Origin of the sequence: Streptomyces sp. NBC_01446, assembly GCF_026340095.1 — a bacterium.
GTDB lineage: Bacteria > Actinomycetota > Actinomycetes > Streptomycetales > Streptomycetaceae > Streptomyces > Streptomyces aureus.
On record NZ_JAPEPO010000001.1, the window covers coordinates 610,233 to 632,714 of the forward strand.

The window sequence follows — 22,482 nt, forward strand, 5'->3', positions numbered from 1 at the left end:
CGAAGGCGGGGGCTTGGGGACGGCACTCAGCGAGGTCCGAGTCCTGTCCGCCCGTCGAGGAGTTCACGGACGATGTCCAGATGGCCGGCGTGACGCGCGGTCTCCTCAATCATGTGCATGACGATTCCGCGCAGGTCGGTGACTTCGTCCCCCAGAGGATCGGGGTGACGGCCCCGCGGGGGTGCCGCCAGTGGCGTGCAGGCGATCACGGCGTCGGAGCGTCGACACTGGTCGTCGTAGAAGGCGAAAACCACCTCAGACGGTCGTGGCGTCGTCAACGGGGCGTGGTCGTCGGGCCAGTCCAACGGCTCGGCCGCCCCGGTGACGACCTCCTGGAACCAGTGCCGCTCCGCGTGCGCCAGGTGTTCTATGAGCCCGAGAGGCGTCCAACCAGAGGGCAGGACTGACGTGGTCAGGGCTTGCGTGTCGAGGCCGTCGACAATGGCCAGCACACTGGCTCGCTGCGCCGCGAGGAACGCCGACAGAGCCTTCTTCTCCTTGCCGTCCGTGTTCATGCGCGCATGGTGCCAGCAGCCACTGACAAGCAGTGCCGTGCGCGCCCACGACAGGGACGCCTGCGGGACGGCGACCCGCGTCCACCCGGGCCGGGCTCCCCTCGCGAACTGTCGTGCTCCGCTGCGACTGAGCACTTGGGTTGGCACCGGTCGCCAGCTACGACGCTCAGCCAATGTCCGTGCAAAAGCGAGCCCGAAAAGTTCGTATAGGGGCGGTCCAGTGGGGTCGGGCAGGCCCTGGGGCACTTGGTGGCAGAGCAGGGGAAGGGCCAGCGGGTTGGGTGTGGCGAAGCGGGGACCTCGTCCGAGTTGGGACAGCATGAGCGGGCTGATGGTCAGGCTCAGGTGCGCGGCAGCCAACTCTGCGACGCGGCGAAGGCGCGCTCGGTGATGGGTGACGGCGTCACGCGGCAGAACGTACCGCGGCCCTCCCCGGGCATTCGCCACGGGGAGGGGCCGCTGACAGCCGCCCGGGAGTGGATCAGGACAAGGTGAAAACGGTCATCTGGCGAATTGCGGTGTAGGGCACGGAGTAGCCGCCGTCCTGCAGCTCGGCCACCCGGTCCATGCCGGTGTCGTCGAAGTTGAGGGAGACGATCTCGTCCACGCCGTCGCCGTCGAGGTCGCCGGAGACGAACTCGCGGCTGCCGAGCATGTTGCCGTACGCGATCCGGTACAGCCAGCCCGTCTTGGCCTGTGCCGGGTCCATCAGGTCGAAGCCGGTCTGGCCCGCGCCGGCCAGGTAGGACACACCGTTCGGGCCGGTGACCAGGCCGCCGGTGTGAATCTCGCCGGTGGCGGACGCCTTGTAGTACTGCCCGTCGGCGCCGTAGAGCTTGACGGTGCCGGTGCTCACCGAGTACACGCCGTCTGGGCCGGTGAACCAGTTGCCGCTCTGCCAGGGGCCGGCGCCCTCGGTCGTCTTGAGGACCTTGCCGGTGCGGCCGTCGCGGATCTCGGTGACTCCGCCGAGATTGTTCTTCTCGTTACGCACGAGCCAGCTCACGGCGACCGCGTGACCGTCGGCGTAGGGGAACTTCGAGGAGGCGAAGGTGGCGGCCCGCATCTGTGCGCCGATCAGCCCGGCCGCGCCCTCCGGCTTGGGGGCCGAATCGACCCAGACGGCCGTGCCGTTGCTGCCCTTGACGGCGAGGGCGCCGGTCGGCTTTCCCGAGTTCACGTCGAAGGCGTCGCGGCTGCCGTACTGGGCGTAGACCTGGCCGTCGGCGATGCTGGCCTCGGCGAAGGCGACGTTGTCGGCCGGGGCGGTGTAGGCCCACTGCTGCTTGCCGCGGCCGTCGTAGGCGCGGAGCTTGTCGGTGGGGACGACGATCTCGTCCTTGCCGTCACCGTTGAGGTCGCCGGTGGTGACGGTCCACACGAACTGGCCGCCGCCGTCGATCTGCGTCTTCACCTTGCCCTGCGCGGAGATGACGGTGGTCGCGGTGTCGGCGGCGACCACGAACTCGTCCGTGCCGTCGCCGTCGACATCCGCCTTGACGATCTTGTGGACCTGGCCGGGCACGGTGGCCTGCCACAGCAGCTTCGCCTTGCCCGCGAGCATGGCGGCGCCGTCGTAGGCGAACACGCCGCTGGACTGGCCGCCGGCCACGATGTCCTTCGTGCCGTCGCCGTTGACGTCCATCAGGACGGCTGACCACAGCTGCGACTGCACGGGCAGGATCGACTGCTGCTTGCCGCCGTCCAGGTTGTAGACGCGGATGTTCTGGTCCGTGTCCACGGTCCGCAGACGCCATTCCTTGCCCTGGCGGAAGGGCTGGGCCCAGGCCTGCGAGGCGACGACGCCCCGCTTCTCCCAGTTCACCGCACCGTTGTCGCCCTTGAGGACGGCCAGGCGCGCGAAGCGGCTCGCGCCGCGGTTCTCCGCGTAGTCCAGACCCTTGTCGTCCTTGTACGAGGCGACGATCTTGCCGTCCACCGCCGACAGGTTCCAGGCGGTGGCACCGTCCAGCGTGTTGTCGGGGTCGCGTTTGACGGTGCGCTGCCACAGCACGGAAGCGTCGGAGCCATCGAGCGCCCGGACGGTGTTGGCGTTGACAAAGATGCTCTCGTCGAAGGTGTCCTCGCTGACCGTGTACTCCGGCTTGGAGTCGCCCCGGATGTCGCCGACTTCCAGGTCGATCGCCAGGGCGTTGGTGCGCTTGTCCAGGGTGGTGCGGTCCCCGGTCTTGAGGTCGTAGGAGACGATCTCGTACTCGACGGCGTCGTTCACATCCGCCATTTCCAGCGCGACCAGACGACCCCGGGAGGCGTCGAGGTGCAGCTGGCGCGAGTACAGGGAGTTCGTCGACTGCCACTTGACGCTGCCGTCGGCCACGTCGAAGACCAGAGTGTGGCCGGCGGTGGTGTCGGTGGCCGTTGTCTTGCGCTTGTTCCAGGAGGCAGCGACCAGTCCGCCTCCCAGCGGGGTGAGGGTCGACCAGGCGGCGCCCTTGAACTGGCCCGTGTCGTAGGTCCAGCTGTCTGCCGTCGTCAGCTTGCCGTCGGCGTAGTCGAACCGGATACCGGTCAGCGTGGACGTCGAGCTGGTGGAGGCCGAGGTGTTGTAGTAGGGCGTGTCCGCGACCACGAGCGTCTTGTCGACCAGGGCGACTTGGTAGGCGCCCGCGTAGAGCTTGGTCCACAGCGTCTTGCCGCTGGCTCCGTCCAGCACGGTCACGAAGGTGCCCGTGTGCAGGGTGCTGTCACCGTGGACGAACGGCCGGTAGGGGTAGGTGCCCACGTCGGCGGTGAACACGAGGTCCGGCACGCCGTCGCCGGTCAGGTCACCGGTGTCGTAACCGTTGTCGGAGGTCGGGGCGAACGGGTTGACCGCGTTGAAGCCCATCGTGATCTGGGCCGGGTAGGGCTCCTTGGAGTACCGCGGCGAGAGGGCCGGGAGGTCCCACTCCTTGTAAAGGGAGTTGTTGTCCCGCGTCCACACCTGCTTGCCGTCGGCGGTGCGGCGGGTGAGGTTCCCGCGCGCGTGGACGGTGAAGTAGTCGCCGTCGCTTCCCGCGACGGGGACGGTGGCTGCCATGCCGGTCACCCCCTCGGTGTATCCGGAGGCGGTGACCTTCGGGGCCGCGAGGGCGTCGGCGCCGGAAGCCGTGGTGCCGGGGTCGGTCGCACCGGAGTCGGGGGCGCCCGTCGCCGTACCGGCGCCCGCGGTGTCGTCCGCGTCCGGGCTCGCGTGCTGCGGGTCGGTCTTCTGGGCGGTGTTGGCGGCCGGGTCGAGCTGCAGACGTTCGGAGAGGTCCTTGGCCTGCGTGTCCGTCAGCGACAGCACGCCGTTGTCATCGTCGGCGACAGCTACTGCCGGAACCGCGCAGAGCACCAGGCCGGCCGTGACCAGGGCGGAGGCGAGGCGTACGCCTCTTCGGGAGGTCTTGTTCATCACTTGGCTCCCTGCGTGAAGCGGACGGCGGTGCCGTCGGCGATCACGGACTGGTTGAAGGAGTACTGCAGGGCGTCGGTGCCGGACTGGTTCGCGATGCCGACGGTGGCGCCCGCGCCCTTGTCCGCGACGGACTTGTACTGGAGGGTCACGGCGCCGGTGGCCTCGTCGAAGACGGCCTCGAAGGTCGCGCGGCCCGAAGTGCCGTTTCCGTAGGCGGCGTTGTTCCACACGATGGCGAACTTGCGGCTGCCCTTGGTGCCGGTGGTGGTCGTCTGCACGGAGGACTTCTTGTCCAGCGTCAGGTCGTCCCACAGCGGGGCGATGAAGCCCTTCACACCGTTCACGCCGGTGGTCGGGAGCGCGGTGTTGCTGTAGTCGCCGACGCGCGAGGACAGGAAGTTGATCAGGCCGTCGGTCGTGACCGAGGCCGAGGAGTACGAGACCCCGTACAGCTTCACCGAGAAGGGCAGCGCCACGGTGGCGGAGTCCTCGTCACCGGACAGGGCGACGTTCTTGGAGCCCGCGATCCACGCGTAGGTGGCGGGGGCGCAGGAGTTGCCGGAGTTGTCGGTGCGGTTGGGGACCTGGACGTTCTTGGCCAGGTCACCGGAGCCGACGGCCGCGGTGCCGTTGTAGACGCCGTTGCACAGGACCGGCGCGGCCGGCTGCACCACCAGGCCGTAGGAGCCCTCGGCGACCTTGGCGAAGGAGTACTGGCCCTTGGCGTCGGTGGTGACGGTGGCGAGCGGCGTGCCGTTCAGCTGGACCTTCGCGCCCGCGAGCGCCTTGCCGGTGACGTCGAGGACGGTGCCGGAGACCTTGTGCGAGGGAGTCGGGGTCAGCGCGATGTCCTGCGTGAAGGCCTGCTGTTCGGCGAGCGTGACGCCTGTGGCCGAGCCGTTCGCGTAGCCGTAGCCGCTGAAGCTGAAGGAGTACGTGCCCGCCTGCAGCGGCAGACGGTACGCGCCGTCCGCGTCGGTGGTGACCGTCCGGACGACGCCGGCCGTGTCGGTGACGTTCACGGTGATGTTGGGCAGGGCCGAGCCGCTCGCCTTGTCGGTGACCTTGCCGGTGACGGTGGCCGCGGTGTGCGGCGCCAGGTCGATCGACTTGAGGATGTCGAGCTTGCCGTCACCCCACACGTTGTTCATGCTGGCGGTGCCGCCGCAGTGGGTGTCGTCGACATCGGTCGCGCCCTCGTTGAGGAGCGCGCGCGTCTCGTCGATCTTGCCGATCAGCGAGGGGGCCGCCGACCACAACAGGGCCACAGCGCCCGCGACGTGCGGGGTGGCCATCGACGTACCGGACTCGGTGGCGTACGACGAACCCGGGAACGTGGACTCGACCGCGACGCCCGGGGCCGAGATGTTCGGCTTCGCCGAGCCGTCGACCGGAGAGGGACCGAAACCGGAGAAGGAAGCGATCTTGCCGGTCGAGTCGTAGGCGCCGACAGCGTAGGACGAGGCCTGCGCGCCGGGCGTGTGGGCCGTCGAACAGGTCGTGCCGTCACCGTCGTTGCCGGCCGCGAACGCTTCGAAGATGCCCGCGGAGTTCCAGGCGTCGAGGATGTCCTGGTAGAAGGGGTCGTTGTCGTTGCTGCCCCAGGAGTTGTTGACGATGTTCGGCGCCAGGTCCGGGCGCGGGTTCTGACCGTTGTGGTCGGTCGGCGCGAGGATCCACTGGCCGGCGGCGAGCAGGTTCTCGGGCGAACACTCGTCGGACTCGCAGCCCTTGGCGGCGATCCACTTCGCGTTCGGCGCGACACCGATGCCGTGCTTGCCGACCATCGTGCCCATGGTGTGGGTGCCGTGTCCCTGGTTGTCGCACGGGGTGCCGTCCGAGGGGCAGTTCCCGGACGGGTCGTAGAAGTTGTAGTCGTTGGTGAACGTGCCGTCACCGTTGTTGCCGCGGTACTGCTTCACCAGATCCGGGTGGTCGTACTGCACACCGGTGTCGACGCTGGCGATGACGATGCCCTCGCCGCGGTTCTCGTACTGGTCCCAGACCTGGTCGGCCTTGATGTTGGAGATGCCCCACTCGGGGGTGTCGTCGCCGGTGGCGGACGAGTCCGTGCCTGCCGAGGTGGTGCGCGACTTGGTGACCTTCTTGTCGGAGGTCTCGGTGTCATCCAGCTTGATCTTCTGCTTCTTGATGATCGACGCGACGTCCGAGCGCTTGGCGAGCTCGTTCACCAGGTCCTGGTCGCCGGTCACCTCGACGGTGTTGGCGATCCAGAAGTCCTTGTGCCCGATCTTCTCCTTGTCGAGGAAGGAGGCGAGCGACTTCTGGCTGCTGTCGGCGTGCGCGCGCAGCTCCTTGTACGCGGCCTTCGCCTTCGCCGCGTGCGTCTTCTGCTTCTTCGCGCCGGACAGGTCGGCCTGGTCCTTCAGCGTGACGAAGAAGGTCGCGTCACCACCCTTGGCCACGGCGCTGCGAAGAGACGAGTCGATCTTGGCGGTGGCCGTGGCGGACGGGGTGTCGGCGGCGACGGCCGGCATGACGCCGGCGGCGAGGGCCGTCGCGGTGAACGCGGCAGCCGCCCATACGGCGGATCTGCGCCGGGGCGGTCGGGGCAGGTACATCGGGGGTACTCCTCCAGAAAGGATTCGGGGGTGCCCGCACGCTAGGAAGCCGCCGTTACTGAGCCATTACTGGCCTTGCGGCCTGCACAGTCGGACGTGCTCCTGGCGCGTACCTTCTGGTGAGTGGTCACCACGGTCGGAGTCCGCTGCGCCAACCCGATTCGGCACGTTGCGTGCCTACATCCCGCGAGTACTCGGGCCATGTGGCGGTCGCTGCCCGGCAGGCCCGATCCGAGCACTCACCCCCCCCGGGGCTGATGCAGCGGCACGACGGCGCCAACAGATCAGTCGTGCGCGGGCTTTCAAGCGAGGCATCGTCCCAGCCGTCGCAGTGTCCTAGCCATCCGTGTCCAGGCCGACCGCCTCATAGGGCGTTCGCCGACTGCTGCGCAACGCAATAGGCGGCCGCACGCCCTGCGGATGCAGCCCTGCGCCTCGCTCAGTGCTGTACGCCGTCCCGCAGCCGGCGTCCCGATCCACCCCAGAGGACTTGAGCGAGGCGCAGAGCCACCATCCTGGGGCGGGGTCGTTACTGAGGCGTTACTCGTCCAAGTCGACGCGGATGGCGAGCCGTTCGGCATAGTCAATGAGTCGCTGCACGACAGGGTTCGTGGTGCCGAGGCGGAATCTTCCTCTGCTCCGCCTTCGGAGGAACAGGCAGCTCAAAGCCGAGGGCATTCCCTCTGGGGATCGAAGCAGACGAGACCGCGCTCGCGAGCCAGCGAGGCGGCGTACTCGACGCTTCCTCAGCCTCAGCCTTACTAAAGGACATGAACATCCTCACCGCCGGTAGCGGCCTGATGCATAGCGGCTCGCTCGCACGGAGCGGTAGCCGTCCGCAAACTGCGCTGGTGTGACTGAGCGTTCTCGTTGGCACCGTCTGCCAACGAGAACGCTCAGCGAGGGGCGACGAGGCCCCCGGTGACCGGCTGAGAGACCAGGCCGGCTATCGAAGATCAGCCGCCTCGACCCGGTACGGGTGAATCAGGAAGGCCCTCACCTCAGCACGGCGACCGGGAGCAGCAACATCAGGTGTTTCTTGAGCAGCGACGAGACGCGTCCTCGTGACTACACCCGCTTCGTCCCCGAACCTGCGTGGGTCAGTGCCCCAGATTCACGTCCGCGTCCTTCACCCCCTCGCCATTCACCAGCAGCGGCACGGCCTGGGGCGCGTACCCGCTTGCGATCACGGTGTAGTCGCCGGTGTCCAGGTCGTTGAACGCGTAGGCGCCGTGCGCGTCGGTGACCGTCGTGGCGACCGTGTTGCCCGCCGCGTCGAGGAGCGTGACCCGGGCGTCGTCGACCGGGTCGCCCGCGCGGTTGCGGACGGTGCCGTGGACGTGGGCGCCAGGGTCGAGGCGGATCTCGTAGCGGTTGGCGGCGCCGCCCGCCACCTCGGCCGGCAGGGCCGCCGGGCGGTGTCCGGGGGCGCTGACCACGAGGGTGTAGCCGCCGGGGACCAGGTCGGCGAAGCCGAACTCGCCGGTGTGGTCGGCCGCTGCGGAGGCGACGACCTCGCCGCGCACGTCGGTCGCGGTGACCAGGGCGCCGGGCAGCGGCCGGTCGCCGGGGGTGGCAAGGACCGTGCCGGTCAGGCCGGCCCCGCCGGAGAGCACCAGGTCGAAGTCGACCGGGCCGTCGGCCACCGTGATGGTGGTGGCCTGCGGCTGCCGCGCGCCGCCGGAGGCGAGCAGGACGTACGTTCCCTCGGCGGGCGCGGCGAGCGCGTAACGGCCGTCCGCCTGCGTCGTCGTACGGCCGAGCTGGCTGCCGCGCAGGTCGATCAGCGTGACCACGGCGCCCGCAACGGGCGATCCCACGACGTCGCGGATGTGGCCGCGGACACCCGAGGCAGGTTCGTCCGCGAGGGCGGTGGCGAGCGAGGCGACCGGGTCCGCCTCCACCGCCTCCGCCGTGTCGGCCGTCGCCGTCACGGGTGTCTCGGCGGCGGCCTCCGAAGCGGTGCCGTTCTCCTCCGCCGCCCGCGCCTCCAGGCCCGACATATTGCGCAGCGGGACCTCCTTGGTCCACAGGACCATGAGGAACGCGACCGCGATCACGCCCGCCGCGATCAGGAACACCACGTGCATGGAGTCGGCGAAGCCCTGCTTGAAGGGCTCCGACAGGCGCGGGTCCAGGTGCTGGATGAACGACGAGTCGCTCAGTACATCGGAGCCGCCGCCGCCCGCGCCGGGGTGCTGCAGCATGTCGAGGACCGGCTTGTTGGCCGGGTCGGACAGGACCGCCGGGTCGTGCAGCGCGGCCTGGAACTGGGGCGTCCCGGCGGCCGACTTGAACGCCGAGGAGATCTTGTCGCCGACGTTCGAGAACAACACCGACAGGAAGATGGCCGTACCGGCGGTGGCGCCCATCTGCCGGAAGAACGTGGACGACGCGGTCGCCACACCCATGTCCTGCGGCGGCACGGCGTTCTGCACGGCGAGCACCAGGGTCTGCATGCAGCCGCCGAGGCCGAGGCCGAAGACGAGCATGTAGATCATGCTCTCCCACAGTGGGGTGTCCCACTGGACCTTGAAGTGGAAGAGCAGCAGCGCCGTGACCATGAGGACGGTGCCGACGGTCGGGAAGATCTTGTAGCGGCCGGTCTTCGCGGTGATCTGGCCGGAGACGATGGACGCGATGATCATGCCGAGCATCAGCGGCAGCATCTCGAGACCGGACTTGGTGGGGCTCGCGCCCTTCACGATCTGCAGGTACTGCGGGATCATCAGCATCCCGCCGAACATGCCCGCGCCGATGAGGACGGACAGCAGGCTGGTCTTGCTGAAGATCGCGTTGCGGAACAGGCGCATCGGGATCAGCGCGTCGTCGCCCATCCGGCGCTCGACGAGGATCCAGGAGATGATGCCGACGACGCCGATGCCGTAGCAGGAAAGGGACTTGGACGAGTCCCAGCCCCACTCGCGGCCCTGCTCGGCCACCAGGAGCAGCGGCACGACGCCGAGCGCGATGGTGAACGCGCCCCACCAGTCGATGCGCCGGTCGCGGCGGGTGTGCGGGATGTTGAGGACCTTGGCGACGACGAACAGCGCGATGATGCCGATCGGTACGTTCACCAGGAACACCCAGCGCCAGCCGACGACGCCCAGGATGCTGTCCTGGCCGGCGAGGAAGCCGCCGATGAGCGGCCCCGCGACGCTGGAGGTGGCGAAGGTGGCGAGCATGTAGCCCTGGTAGCGGGCCCGTTCGCGGGGCGGCACGATGTCGCCGATGATCGCGAGGGCGAGGGACATCAGGCCGCCGGCGCCGATGCCCTGCAGGGCGCGGAACGCGGCGAGTTCGGTCATCGACGTCGAGAACGTGCACGCCGCAGAGCCGATGATGAAGATGCTGATCGCGCCCAGGAAGTAGGGCTTGCGGCCGTGCAGGTCGGACAGCTTGCCGTAGAGCGGCGTCGCGATCGTCGAGGTGATCAGGTACGCCGTCGTCGCCCACGCCTGCTGGCTGAGGCCGTGCAGGTCGTCCGCGATGGTGCGGATCGAGGTGGAGACGATGGTCTGGTCGAGCGCGGCCAGGAACATGCCCAGCATCAGACCGCTCAGAATGGTCAGGATCTGACGGTGGCTCAGGCCACCGCCGGAGGAGGCGGGTGTCGCCTCCGTGTGCTTAGCGGTGTCTCGGCGCGGTGCCGACACGGCCTCACTCATGCTTGCTTGCTCCCTGCTGCGCCCCGGCTTCGGGCTGAGTCCCGTCGCCGTGGCGTTTCGTTTGATTCGCTACCAGGTCGTCGTTGAGGCGTGTCATCAGCCGGATCAGCTGATACCGGTCCTCGGGGGGCCAGGGGTCGAGGAGCTCTGCCAACTGCGCGTCGCGCTGCTGGCGGTACTTCTCGTACACCGCCCTGCCGGACTCGGTCGCGTACAGCAGCGTGCCGCGCCGGTCCTCCGGGTCGGGCCGCCGCTCGATCAGACCGCGCTCCACCATGGAGCGGACCTGACGGCTGACCGTCGACAGGTCGAGGAAGGTCTCGGCGGCCAGATCAGTGGCCCGCTGCTCCCCGTCCCGCAGGAGCCGGGCCAGCAGGACGCGCTCACCGGCGCCCTGGTCCAGCTTGGTCTGGTGCCTGCGTGCCGCGACCAGCCGGGTGAAGCGCACGATCTGGCTCCCCAGTCCTGCCCCGGCCTCCTCGGCACTGGCGACCCCGGTATCCCCGGTATCCCCGGTATCCTCGGTTGTCCTGTGCTCCCCCGCTGCGCGGTCATGGACCGTCCCCTTGCCCATTGCCCGCCCCCTCTTCCGCTCAGATTTTATTGCTTGTAGCTACCAAGTGAGTGTAGAGGGCCCGGAACGGTGTCCGGTACGGGGCCTCGGATGCACGACCCGGCGCACATGGCAGCCGGATGCGCCGGTGGCGAAGGGGCCGACGCGAGAAGCTCTCCGTTTGAGGCGATCATGGTCTGACGCTGCCTGTGCTCGTACGTACTGGACCCGATAGGCCCGGTCAGGGCGATCCCCTGACCTGCGGTGCCCGGATTTGACTGAGACGGTTACCTGCATGGCGTCTCAAGTGAGTGCAGGCAACTCAATCTGCGGCATATGCCAATGAGCGCCGTATCGGCGACCAGCGGAGCGTCCGGTCACCAGACTGGGCGGGTGACGACACGACCATCTTCCCCTGAAGATCTCCGTGCAGTTCTCTTCGACTCAGGCGGCGTGCTGACGCAGCCGATTGGCGGCCGGTGGAACCCACGAGCGGACTTCGAGCAGACCGTCCTCTTCTATGCCCCCTCGATCACGCCGGACCAGTTCGCCGCGGCCATCGCCACGGGCGACCATTTCTTCGCCGCCTCGTCGTCGACACCCGACTACGACGAGTACCACCGGGTGATGCTTCGTGACCTCGGCGTGGACCCGACCTTGCAGCTTCTTGCCGACCTGCGCCGCGAGGTCCCGGCTGCCACGATCCTGGAGACGTACCCGGAGGTGGTGGAAACTCTGGAAGAGCTGAGCCGGCGGGGCGTGCGGATGGCGGTGGTCTCGGATGCCTGGCCCAATCTGCCCGACCTCCACGCCGAACTTGGGATCGGCCAGTTCTTCGAGGCGTATGCGATCTCCGCCGAACTCGGCTGCGACAAGCCGGACCCGCGCATGTACCACCACGCCAGCACCGCACTGAATCTCGCGCCCGCACAGTGCCTCTTCCTCGACGACGATCCGAGCCTGGTCGCCGCCGCGATCACACTCGGATACGCAGGGCGCGCGGTCTGTCGGGACTCGACAACTTCGGATGTGCCTTCCATCGCGTCCTTGGCGGAATTACTGGACCTCTTCTGACACGGTCCTGCACGATTTCTTGCGTTCTGCTGGGCGGCGGCCACGGCGCTGTCAGCAGAGCGTGGTCGACCGTCGAGGACCAGCCCGGTGGCCGCGAGGCAGCCGTCGATCCACAACTCACGATGATCGCGGGTTGCTCGTATCCATCCGTGCCTCCGGGCCAAGCCGAATACCAGGCGACCGCAGAAGCCGACTCGACGATGTACCCATCGAGACTGAGACAACGAGACTGAGACAAACACAAGGGCGTCGCCCTCATCTGCTACCGGCGAGTGAGCCGGTTCATGCAGCTCCGAGGAATCCCGTGTCAAGACTCGCGGCAGGGAACCGGAACGAGGGAGACCAGCGGGCCTTGGACCGCCACCGCACCTTGAACGTCCCGTGGTCCCGGCACGCCTTGTCGAGATCCCGGAGGGTCTGCTGCAACACGTGCGACGGCGCGGCCTTCAACCACCCGTGCTTGCACTTGGCGTGGGCCAGCTCGCCGGCTTGCGGGACGTAGTTCATCCACGCGCCCTGCGCCGGTATGCCCGCCGCTGCTCCAGACCGGTGTTCCACACCCGACCGGCAGATATGAGCGAACTCCTGACCCTGCGCGGCCTGGCCGGCCGTCACCTCAAGCCGGTACCTGCGACCAGTCAGCACAAGAACTCCCACGGGGAGGACATCGCCGTGTGATTCGGACACGGTCGTGTGCCCCCACCAGATGAAGTTGCGCCGATGGTCGTCAGCGGTCCGCGGCGCACATGTGCCACCGCTCAACGGGTCCTGGACCTGTACGCGCGCATCTTCGATAGCACCCCGCTCGGAGAGGACGAGTACGTCATCTCCGCAGACGAGAAGACCTCCATCCAGGCCCGCTGTCGCTGCCATCCCACCCTGGCCCCAGGCCAGGCCCGTTCGATGCGCGTCAACCACACTTACGGGCGCGGCGGAGCCCTGGCCTACCTGGCCGCCTACGACCTCCACCGGGCCGAGGTCTTCGGCCGCTGCGAACAGAGCACAGGCATCGTGCCGTTCATGAGACTGGTTGAGCAGGTGATGGGCAACGAACCCTACGCCAGCGCGAAACGGGTCTTCTTCATCGTCGACAACGGCTCCTCCCACCGCGGCAGGTCGGCCATCGACCGCCTGCCTCCCGGTTCCCGAACGCCGTCATGATCCACACGCCTGTCCACGCCTCCTGGCTGAACCAGATAGAGATCTTCTTCTCCATCGTGCAGCGCAAGGTCGTCTCACCCAACGACTTCACAGACCTCGACGAGATCCGAACCCGGCTCCGAGCATTCGAAGATCGCTACAACGCCACAGCACAGCCGTTCCAGTGGAGGTTTACCACCTCCGATCTGGACGATCTGCTGGCCAGGCTCGACCGGCACACCGCCGATCACCAGGAAGAATCCTCCACCGCGCCGGCAGTGTGATCAACCCCCGAAGGACTTCCGGAATCGACCACTAAGTCACAGCTCAATGTCACAAGCGACACGGCCCACAGGACTCGCGGTGTTCGAATTATGTTCGATACATTGGAGACAGAAGTAGCCACCTGGCTTGAATCGCGTCTCGAGTAGTCGGAGGTGGTCCCGTGTCTGCTGGGGTCCACCTCCACACCGCCTCGGGGTACTCGCCCCGCTACGGCGCCTCGCTCCCCCACGACCTGGTGCGCCGGGCGGCAGAGCGCGGCATCGGCACGCTGGCCCTGACTGACCGGGACACCGTCGCCGGCACTGTGCGCTTCGCCAAAGCCACGGCCGCTGCCGGGATCCGTCCGGTGTTCGGGGTCGACCTGGCCGTCGCGCCCGCCACCGTGCCCGAGCGGCCCGCCCAGCGGCCGCATACGCCCGTGCGGGGCGGCGCGCACGTCCTCGAGGCGCGGTGGCGGGTCACGCTGCTGGCGCAGGATGCGGGCGGGTGGGCGCGACTGTGCCGGATCGTGTCGGCCGCGCATGAGCATCCCGTCGACGGGGTTCCGGTCGCGTCATGGCCGGTGCTGGCCGAGCGTCTGGGTGAGGGGCTGGTTGTGCTGCTCGGCCCGTCCTCGGAGCCCGTGGCTGCGCTCTCGGCCGGCCGGCCGGACCTGGCCGAGCAGTTGCTCGAGCCGTGGCAGACCATCGCGAGGGCAGGGCTTCGGCTGGAGGCCGTCTACCTCGGTCAGACCGGCACGGGGGCGGGCTCGCTCCGGCTGGCCGCCCGTACGGTGCAGCTCGGCGACCAGCTCGGTGTGCCGGTCGTTGTCTCCAATGCGGTCCGTTACGCGGATCCCGGCCAGCACCGGCTGGCCGATGTGCTGGATGCGGCCCGCTTGCTGCGCCCGATCGACCGCCGCCAGGTCGACGGCGGCGAGCGCTGGCTGAAGGGGCCGGCCGAGATGGCCGCGGTCGCCGCGCGGGTCGCCGAGGCTGCTGGGCACGGCGCCGAGCGGGCGGCCGCGCTGCTTGCAGAGACCGAGGCCGTCGCCGCGTCCTGCACGCTGACGCCGGCGGATCTGGGGATGGGGCGGCCGGCTTTTCCCGAGCCGCACGTGGTCGGCGCCGACCGGGAGCGGGGTGGGGCGATGCGGCTGCTGCGCCAGCGCTGCGAGGCCGGGATGCTCGCCCGCGGCTTGGAGCGGGACGCGGCTGCGGTGCGCCAGCTGGACTATGAGCTTGATGTGATCGGCAGGCTGGGGTTTGAGGGCTACTTCCTCGCGGTCGCTCAAGTCGTCGCGGACGTACGGGCGATGGGCATTCGCGTCGCTGCGCGCGGCTCCGGGGCCGGCTCCATGGTCAATCACTCTCTGTTCGTGGCGACGGCGAACCCGCTCGCACACCGGCTCCTGTTCGAGCGCTTCCTGTCCGAGCGGCGGACGTCGTTGCCGGACATCGACCTCGACGTGGAGTCCGCACGACGCCTGGAGGTCTACGACAAGATCTTCGAAAGGTTCGGGCACGAGCGGGTCGCGGTCACCGGCATGCCCGAGACCTACCGGGCCCGGCAGGCGCTGCGCGACACCGGGCTGGCGCTCGGCATTGCCCCGCAGAGCATCGACACGATCGCCAAGTCCTTCCCGCATATCCGCGCGTGCGACATCCGCTCCGCGCTGGCCGAGCTGCCCGAACTGCGCCAACTCGCCGCCCGCGCCGAACAGTACGGGCCGCTGTTCGAGCTCGCCGAGGGCCTGGACGCCCTCGTGCGCGGTTACGCCATGCACCCCTGCGGCGTGATCCTCTCCAACGCCGCCCTGCTGGACCGGCTGCCGGTGCAGCCCACCCCGGGCGGCGACTACCCGATGCTGCAGGCCGACAAAGAGGACGTCGAAGACCTCGGACTGCTCAAACTCGATGTGCTCGGGGTGCGGATGCAGTCGGCGATGGCGCACGCGGTCACCGAGGTCCGCCGCACGACCGGCCGCCTCCTCGACCTCGACAACCCCGACCACGTCCCCCTCGACGATCCCTCCACGTTCGAGATGATCCGCCGCTCGGACACCATCGGCTGCTTCCAGATCGAGTCGCCAGGCCAGATGGACCTCGTCGGCCGGCTGCAGCCGCGCCACATGCAGGACGTCATCGCTGACATCAGCCTCTTCCGCCCCGGCCCGGTCAAGGGCGGCATGCCCGCCAAATTCATTGCCGCCCGGCACGGCGCCGCACCCCACTACCCGCACCCCGACCTGGAACCCATCCTCAACGACACCTACGGGGTCGTGATCTGGCACGAGCAGATCATCGCGATCCTCGCGAAGATGACCGGCTGCGACCGCGCCTTCGGTGACATCGCCCGCCGCGCCCTGGCCGATCCCGAACGCCTGCCCGGCGTCGGGACCTGGTTCACGAAGGCAGCCACAGCACGCGGCTACACCGCCGCGGTCGTCGACGAAGTGTGGTCGGTAGTCCGCGAGTTCGGGGCGTACGGGTTCTGCCGCGCGCACGCGGTCGCCTTCGCCGTGCCGGCGGTGCAGTCCGCGTGGCTCAAGGCCCACCACCCCGCCGCCCTGTATGCGGGGCTGCTGGAACACGATCCCGGGATGTGGCCGATGCGGGTCATCGTTGCCGACGCCCGCCGCCATGGTGTCCCCGTCCTACCTGTCGACGTCTCACGCTCACGGCCCGAGCACCAGGTCGAGGCCACCGCAAACGGGTGGGGCGTGCGTCTGGCCCTGTCCACCGTGAAGGGCATGAGCGAGAGCGAGGAGGCGCGGATCGCCGCCCACCAGCCCTACGCGTCGCTCCAGGACTTCTGGCAACGCGCCAGACCATCACTGCCGATCGCTGAGCGCCTCATCCAGATCGGTGCCCTCGACGACGTGAAGGGCCAACTGACGCGCCGGGATCTGCTGCTGCAGGCCAGCGAACTGCACCGGCACGCACGCAACCACAAGGCCGCCGACGGTCAGCTCGCCCTGGGCGGGCAGCTCGTGACGTCCGAGCCCAGCGGCCTCAAGGAGATGACCAGCCGGGAGCGGATGAGTGCCGAGATCGAGGTCCTGTCCATCGACGTCTCCCAGCACCTGATGGAGCACCACCACCGGCTGCTGCGCGAGCTCGGGGCAACCGACTCCGCCCATCTGCGGCGCATGATCCCCGGGCAGACGGTCCTTGTCGCCGGGGTCCGCGCCTCCACCCAGACCCCGCCCATCCCGAGCGGGAAACGGGTCATCTTCGTGACGCTGGAGGACGGCTCGGGACTCGTCGACCTCGCCTTCTTCGAAGACTCGCACGACGCCTGCGCGCACACGATCTTCCACTCCGGGCTGCTCCTGGTGCGCGGCACCGTCGAGAAACGCGGCCTGGACCGCCCCGGCGAAGGGCACCAGGCCCGGCGCACGGTGGTCGGCGAAATGGTCTGGGACCTGGAAGAAGTCGCCGCGGTCCGCCGGGATCACGGCGTGCAGGCCGCAACAGAACTCATCGGCCGCAGCGGACCGGCGCCCACACCCCCACAGCCCGCCCCCTCCCCCGCACCGGGCACTGCCTCGGCGCGCGGCCGCGCACTCACCGACGGCACCGCAGGCGCGCAACTGCACGCCTGGGCCGACCTTCAGCCCGCCGGCACCCGCGCCGCCGACCTTCGCCGCCTTGGCCACCGCTCCCCCGGGAGCGCCGGATGACCATCCTTTCCGCGTCGTACGACACCCCGACCGGCCCGCGTTCGTCGCGCCCGCACAGTGTGCTGCGCGTGTACTTCCACCTCGCCGACCACCCCGACCCGCTAGGGCTCTTCGAGAAATTGCTCGGGCTCGTGGAGGACATCACCCCCATCCATCAGCCCCACCCCGCCGACTACAGCGCCGACCTGGACATCACCGGCGCCCTGCGGCTCTTCGACCGCAGCCCGTACGAAATCGCTGCCCTGCTCCAACTGCGGTCCATAGCGCTCTACGGGGTGCGGGCGACAGTCGGGGGCGGCCGCTCACCGATGATCGCCGCGATGGCGGCCGCAGCCACCCGCCACGGCAACATCACCGTGATCGGCCCTGCCGACGACGCGGTGGCCGCGTTCCTGCGGCCGCAGCCGCTCGCCACGCTTCCCGGCATCGGCCCCGCCACCGCCAAAACCCTGACCCGCTACGGCATCACCACGATCGGACAGCTCGCCGACACCCCCACCGGCCCGCTCACCCGGCTCCTCGGCGCGCACGCCGCCCGCGAGCTGACCGCCCGCGCCCACGGCACCGACGAACGGCCTGTCCAGCGCGGAGCACTGATCCGTTCCACCAGCGCCAGCCATCGCTTCGAACACGACGAACTCGATCCGGATGTCCACCGTCGGGCGCTGCTCGCCCTCAGCGGAGAACTGGGCGCCCGACTGCGTACAACCGGCGAGGTGTGCCGGGGCCTTACCCTCACGGTCCGGTACGCCGACCGCTCCAGCACCACCCGCAGCCGCGCCCTTCCCGAACCCACCCCGCACACCCCCGCGCTGAGCACGCTCGCCTACACCCTGTACGCGGCCCTGGGCCTGCAACGGGCTCGCGTGCGGCAGCTCTCCCTGCGCGCCGATCACCTCGAAACCGCCGAAGGCGCCCACCACCAACTGCTGCTCGACGACGGCGGCGACGACAAAGCCCGCCGCATCGAAGCCGTCGCAGACGCCGCTCGCAGCCGGTTCGGACCACACGTCATCACAGCCGCCGCCCTCGCCCGCACCCTCCCCCAAGCCCCACAAGGCGGGCACCTCAAGGAGCCGACATGAGCAGGGCGAGCGCAGGCCGCTACCACCTGGTCTCTCCATCGACGGCACCGACGGCCGCTGCCGCCCGCTGTGCTTCGTCCTCACGCCCGGCCAGGTCGGCACGTACCCGCGTTCGAGCACGTCATGGCCGCACTGCGCGTGCCCAGAGCGATCGGCCGACCGCGCATCCGGCCCCGCGTGGCCCTGGCGGACCGGGCCTACTCTTCCCCAGTCATCCGAGACGCAGGCGCAACATCCGGGCGGTGATCCCACGGCCCGCCGACCAGATCGCCCGCCGAAAGCGGAAGGGCCGCTGCGGCGGCCGCCCGCCTGCCTTCGACCGCGAGGCCTACAAGCGACGCGACAGCGTCGAACGCTGCATCAACCGTCTGGACGGATCTCTCGGAGCCGCTTCCCAGTCCGGTCGAGCCTGGTGCCTTCCTCGTGCGGTTCCTCCGGGATCAGCAGGACTGCGTCATCTGGTACCTCTACCTACGTCCGTCGAGCGAGGTGTTCGTGGTGCACTCCGACCTCGACTACGAGTACGAGTGCGAGGCGCGGCGCGACGGGGAAGAGACACATACTGATCTCGACGATGCGGAGGAGCAGAGGGCCGCGATCCTGTGGTGTGCGCCGTCGTTCGAGGAGTTTGCCCATCGGTTGTGGATTGAGAACCGTCTGTGGCATGCGGTTAACGACCGTGACCTGCCACGGCTCGAGCCGCAGTTGCAGGACTACTTGCTGTCAACGGTCATTGAGATGCCCAGGTGGGTGGCCGTTGGGTGTCCAGGCTGGTGGCCATCAGAAACCCAGGCGTGTGGCCAGTGGTGTTCCTGGGGGTGGGGGTCAGCTCAAGGGGACCACTCCCTTGCCGGCGAGGGCCTCGGCGAGGCGGTGCGAGTCGCCGGTGGTGGTGACGAGGTGAGCGTGGTGCATGAGGCGGTCGGTGCTGGCGCCCGCGAGGGTCTTCGGCATGATCGTGTCGAAGCCTGAAGGGTGAATGTTGCTGGTCACCGCGATGGAACGACGCTCGTAGGCGGCATCGATGATGCGGTAGAACGCCTCGGCGGCGTCCTCGCCGACCGGCAGCAGTCCGATGTCATCAATGACGATCAAATCGGCCCGGCAGATCCGGGCGACGGTGCGGGCGGTGGATCCGTCGACCTTCGACTTGCCGATGGCGGCGCTGAGCGTCTCCAGGGTGAACCAGGAGACCCGCAGGTCCTTCTCGATCGCGGCCTGGGCGAGTCCCTCGGTGAAGTGACTTTTCCCTGTGCCGCTCGGGCCGGCGATCACCAGGTTCTCGGCGCGGCCGATCCATTCCAGGGTGATCAGCGAGTTCTGGGTGGGTTCGGGGATGGTGGAGTCCTCGGCCCGCCAGGAGCCCAGGGTCTTGCCCGTGGGGAAGTTCGCCGAGTGGCGTCGCAGCCGCCGGGTGGCCGCGTCGCGGCCGGTGACCTCTTCGGCGATCAGCAGTCGCAGGACCTCGGCCGGGTCCCAGCGTTGAGCGCGGGCGGTGGCCAGCACGTCGGGGGCTGCTTTGCGCATATAGGGCAGGCGCATGCGGCGCATGAGTTTGTCGAGCTCCTCGGGGATGGCGGGCGGGTTGGGAAAACTCATGGAGGTGCCGTTCTCGTGGGTGATGTGCAGCCAGAAAGTGGTGTGGGGCGGGGAGTTGGTCACTTCCCCAGGGCCTGCCAGCCGATGGTTCCGTTCTGGACGGAGTGGGCCTCGTCGGCGCGGACGACCTCGCCGGCTGGCTTACTGTCCGCGATGTGTCCCAGGATCGAGAGCAGGTCGCCGTCGGCGAAGCGCCCGGCCGTGGCCGCAAGTCCCAGGGCCTGGTCGACCCGGTCGTTGCCCAGGACGGTGGCCAGCTCGACCGCGCGGACCATCTTGGCGCGGATGCGGGTGGCGCCGGCGGGTCCGGCTTCCTTGAGCCAGCGTCCCGCGCCGGGGCCTATGGCCACGAACGCGATCTCGGCTTCCGAGCGTGGTTGCAGTCTGGGCTGGTGGACGCTGCGGCCGTCGGGATGGTCGGGGTAGTGCTCGTCGATGATCTGCGGAACACCCGGGGTGGAAAGCTGGTGGCGCCAAATCTCCGACAGATCGCCGGAGTTGGTGCGGGCGGTGATGGACAGTTCCTCGCCGACCACCCGGCACCACACCCTCACGCCGGTATAGCCGGGCGGGGTCGAGTAACGCACCGAGTTGAAGCTGATGGTGCGGTCGGAGCCGACCAGTCTCTCTTCGCCCAGCGCGAGCGCGAGCGGCTCGCTGGGCAGGACGTGCAAAGTCGTGCGTTCGATGTCCAGGCGGTCGGCGGGTATCTGCCCGCTCGCCCGGTGACGGCGCGAGTTCACCGTGTCGCACCAGGTCAGGCAGGCATCGGCAAGCTCGGCGAACGAGTCGTAGGCGGGAAGAAGGTTCGCGTCCGTGGGCACCAGGTCAGCCTTCGCGATGCGGACCGTGGCCTCCGCGCCGCCCTTCGATTCGGGGTCGTATGGCACGCAACTGACCACCTGGCAGCCGTAATGCCGGCCGGCGGCGACCATCTGCGGGTGCCGCACCGGGATCCCGGCGATGTGCTCGACGGTGACCGTCTTTGCGTTGTCCGTCAGTACGTATGTCGGTGCCCCGCCGATCCGGCGCAACGTGGTGTCCAGGCAGGCCACCAGCGTGCCCAGGGTGCAGTCCCAGACCGGGATCACCACTCGGAACCGGGACCAGGACAGCCATGCGCAGAACAGCCAGGTCCGCCGGCCGCCGATGCGCGGACCCTCGCCCCAGTCGAACTGCAGCCACCGGCCCGGCTCGGGAATCCACGGCCGGTAGGTGCGGCGCTTGCCCGCCTTCCAGGCCGTCTTCGCCGCGTTCACCGCCCGCCTCGTCGAGCGCGCGCTGCCCCGGTAGCCCATCTTCACCAGCTTTTCGTGGACCACGTCGGCGCGGATCGTCGCCTTCGACTGCTCGACCCACTCCTTGACCTTCTCCAGGAACGCATCGATCATCTTCGGCCGCGGCTCTCGCTCATAAGGATTTCGCCCGCTGGCGCGGGCCTCGACATACCGCTTGACCGTCTTCGGATCGTGTCCCGCCAAGGTCGCCGCCGACCAGACCGTCCCGGTCAGGTAGTACGCCTCAAGGATTTCCATGATCTCTCTGTCAGACTTCGTCACAGGACCTCTCCGACCGACTGCTGATGCTCGCAAACACCAGCAAACCGGACGGAGGGGTCTCCTTCAGATAAGGCAGCGATCAGGAACACCACAGGTCAGACGGCCATCCACCTGGATTTCCGGTGGCCATCCACCTGGACTCAACTGGCCGCACACCTGGACTTTGCCACGGCCGCCGTCACTTGCATCACTACGCGCCGTCCGGGGCTTCCATGTGACCGCGCATTGAGTACGCGAAGTCGCCACTGAACCCTCAGCACCACCAGACGGGACAACCGTCCTCTGATCTTGGGAAGTTGAAGTTATCCGAGTGTGTGCGCCGCGATCCTCGCGCGTGGCCCGACGCACGTGATCCCGGCCCGTGGGAGGAGATCCGCGAGGCGTTCGAGCGCCGGTGCTGGCTGCAATACATGCCGCACGCCAGGGCGATCGAGGTACGCGAGATCGACTGGATCGGGTGAGAAGGTCGCGACCTGGGCCGTGCTCCGAGTCGCGCCCTAGGTCGTCGGGTGCGGTGGTTGCGACCGCCCTCGTATGTCTTCTGACCTGGGAGACATGGGGTGCAGCAAAGAGGCTGCGGGATGCCGACTACTTACCTGGAACCCACTCTGCGCATTAGCTGCTGGTGTGCAGAGGAGGAAGCCGCCAGGCCCGAATACCTGAGGGCCCTCGGACGCCCACGACCGAGCCAGGCCCTGTCTTCAAATTGCCGCTTGCCTCACGAGTCCGGCCGGGGCCCCGGCGCCGCGCAGCAGGGTGTCCACGACGCGGGTGGCGAGCGCGTCCGCGTCGCCGCCTCCCGCTCCCTCCTTGGCCGCCTCGTGGATGAGGGCGTAGTAGACGCGCCGGGTCCAGTCGAGGTCGATGTCAGGGCGGAGTACGCCCGCCTCCTGGGCACGGCGGAACAGCTGGACGCAGGTGGCCCGGACCTCGGCGTGGATGCGGGCCGCCTCGGGGTGGGCGTCCTCGGCCGCGCGATTCATGGCGAACGACCAGTCGGTCTTCACGCGGAGGACGTTGGCAGTGACCTGGTAGAGGGCGACGAGCGGCGGGGCGGCGTCCGGGCGGGCGGTGCCGACGGCGTCCGCGAACTGGCGGGCGGCCCAGCCGGTGAGCTCGTCCAGGAGTGCCTCGCGGGTGGCGAACCGGCGGTGGACCGTGGTCCGGGCGACGCCGGCGGCCCGGGCGAGCTGCTCCATGGTCGCCGCCGGGTTGGTGGCCAGAACGCGCTCGGCCGCTTCCAGGATCGTCTGCACGGTCCGTTCGGTGTCGGCCCGGAGGGGCCGTTTCGCCTGTTGTTCCGTCTGCTGCTTCTGCGCCGTCACACCGACACGCTACACCCGCACTCCGATTAGGCA

Annotated in this window: 14 protein-coding genes and 1 pseudogene; 7 read left to right on the forward strand and 8 right to left on the reverse strand. The window is 68.9% G+C overall.

Features of this window, described 5'->3' with window-relative positions; genetic code table 11:
* Positions 1-26 precede the first annotated feature (26 nt).
* From OG456_RS02765 to OG456_RS02785, 5 genes are all read right to left on the reverse strand, one after another.
* Entirely contained in the window at positions 27-515 is a 489-nt protein-coding gene (locus OG456_RS02765) for a DinB family protein (RefSeq protein ID WP_266556874.1), read from the reverse strand.
* Between the two features lie 481 nt (positions 516-996).
* Positions 997-3,912 (reverse strand): FG-GAP-like repeat-containing protein, encoded by a 2,916-nt coding sequence (locus OG456_RS02770; RefSeq protein WP_266556876.1) that lies wholly within the window; start codon positions 3,910-3,912, stop codon positions 997-999.
* The gene (locus OG456_RS02775; protein WP_266556878.1) at positions 3,912-6,497 is read right to left on the reverse strand and encodes a S8 family serine peptidase; all 2,586 of its coding nucleotides are present in this window, start codon (positions 6,495-6,497) and stop codon (positions 3,912-3,914) included. The genes OG456_RS02770 and OG456_RS02775 overlap by 1 nt, the downstream gene beginning before the upstream one ends.
* Before the next feature lie 1,100 nt (positions 6,498-7,597).
* Entirely contained in the window at positions 7,598-10,165 is a 2,568-nt protein-coding gene (locus OG456_RS02780) for an MFS transporter (protein WP_266556880.1), read from the reverse strand.
* Positions 10,158-10,613, reverse strand: a complete 456-nt coding sequence (locus OG456_RS02785; RefSeq protein ID WP_266556882.1) for a MarR family winged helix-turn-helix transcriptional regulator — start codon at positions 10,611-10,613, stop codon at positions 10,158-10,160. Before OG456_RS02785 ends, OG456_RS02780 begins: the two co-directional genes overlap by 8 nt.
* A 447-nt stretch (positions 10,614-11,060) precedes the next feature.
* Between OG456_RS02785 and OG456_RS02790 the strand changes: the two genes are divergently transcribed.
* The 6 genes and pseudogenes from OG456_RS02790 to OG456_RS02815 form a co-directional block, all read left to right on the forward strand.
* Positions 11,061-11,792, forward strand: coding sequence for an HAD-IA family hydrolase (locus OG456_RS02790; protein ID WP_323136280.1), 732 nt, complete (start codon positions 11,061-11,063; stop codon positions 11,790-11,792).
* A gap of 720 nt (positions 11,793-12,512) precedes the next feature.
* Positions 12,513-12,953, forward strand: a complete 441-nt coding sequence (locus OG456_RS02795) for a hypothetical protein (protein WP_266556886.1) — start codon at positions 12,513-12,515, stop codon at positions 12,951-12,953.
* A complete protein-coding gene (locus OG456_RS02800) occupies positions 12,950-13,216 on the forward strand; it encodes a hypothetical protein (protein WP_266556888.1) in 267 nt (88 codons plus the stop codon). The genes OG456_RS02795 and OG456_RS02800 overlap by 4 nt, the downstream gene beginning before the upstream one ends.
* Before the next feature lie 161 nt (positions 13,217-13,377).
* Positions 13,378-16,881, forward strand: coding sequence for a DNA polymerase III subunit alpha (locus tag OG456_RS02805; RefSeq protein ID WP_266556890.1), 3,504 nt, complete (start codon positions 13,378-13,380; stop codon positions 16,879-16,881).
* Positions 16,878-17,966, forward strand: a complete 1,089-nt coding sequence (locus OG456_RS02810) for a hypothetical protein (RefSeq protein ID WP_266556892.1) — start codon at positions 16,878-16,880, stop codon at positions 17,964-17,966. Before OG456_RS02805 ends, OG456_RS02810 begins: the two co-directional genes overlap by 4 nt.
* Positions 17,967-18,226: 260 nt before the next feature.
* Positions 18,227-18,337, forward strand: a pseudogene (locus OG456_RS02815) (IS5/IS1182 family transposase); the annotation flags it as partial.
* A gap of 454 nt (positions 18,338-18,791) precedes the next feature.
* On the opposite strand, the gene istB reads toward OG456_RS02815, so the two are convergent.
* The gene (istB, locus tag OG456_RS02820) at positions 18,792-19,565 is read right to left on the reverse strand and encodes an IS21-like element helper ATPase IstB (protein ID WP_266569011.1); all 774 of its coding nucleotides are present in this window, start codon (positions 19,563-19,565) and stop codon (positions 18,792-18,794) included.
* A 59-nt stretch (positions 19,566-19,624) separates the two neighbouring features.
* Positions 19,625-21,100, reverse strand: coding sequence for an IS21 family transposase (gene istA, locus OG456_RS02825; protein WP_266556894.1), 1,476 nt, complete (start codon positions 21,098-21,100; stop codon positions 19,625-19,627).
* Between the two features lie 320 nt (positions 21,101-21,420).
* Between istA and OG456_RS02830 the strand changes: the two genes are divergently transcribed.
* Complete coding sequence (locus tag OG456_RS02830) at positions 21,421-21,585, forward strand: hypothetical protein (RefSeq protein WP_266556896.1); 165 nt, start codon at positions 21,421-21,423, stop codon at positions 21,583-21,585.
* 240 nt (positions 21,586-21,825) lie between these two features.
* Here OG456_RS02830 and OG456_RS02835 read toward each other — a convergent pair whose 3' ends face one another.
* Complete coding sequence (locus tag OG456_RS02835; protein WP_266556898.1) at positions 21,826-22,449, reverse strand: TetR/AcrR family transcriptional regulator; 624 nt, start codon at positions 22,447-22,449, stop codon at positions 21,826-21,828.
* Positions 22,450-22,482: the final 33 nt, after the last annotated feature.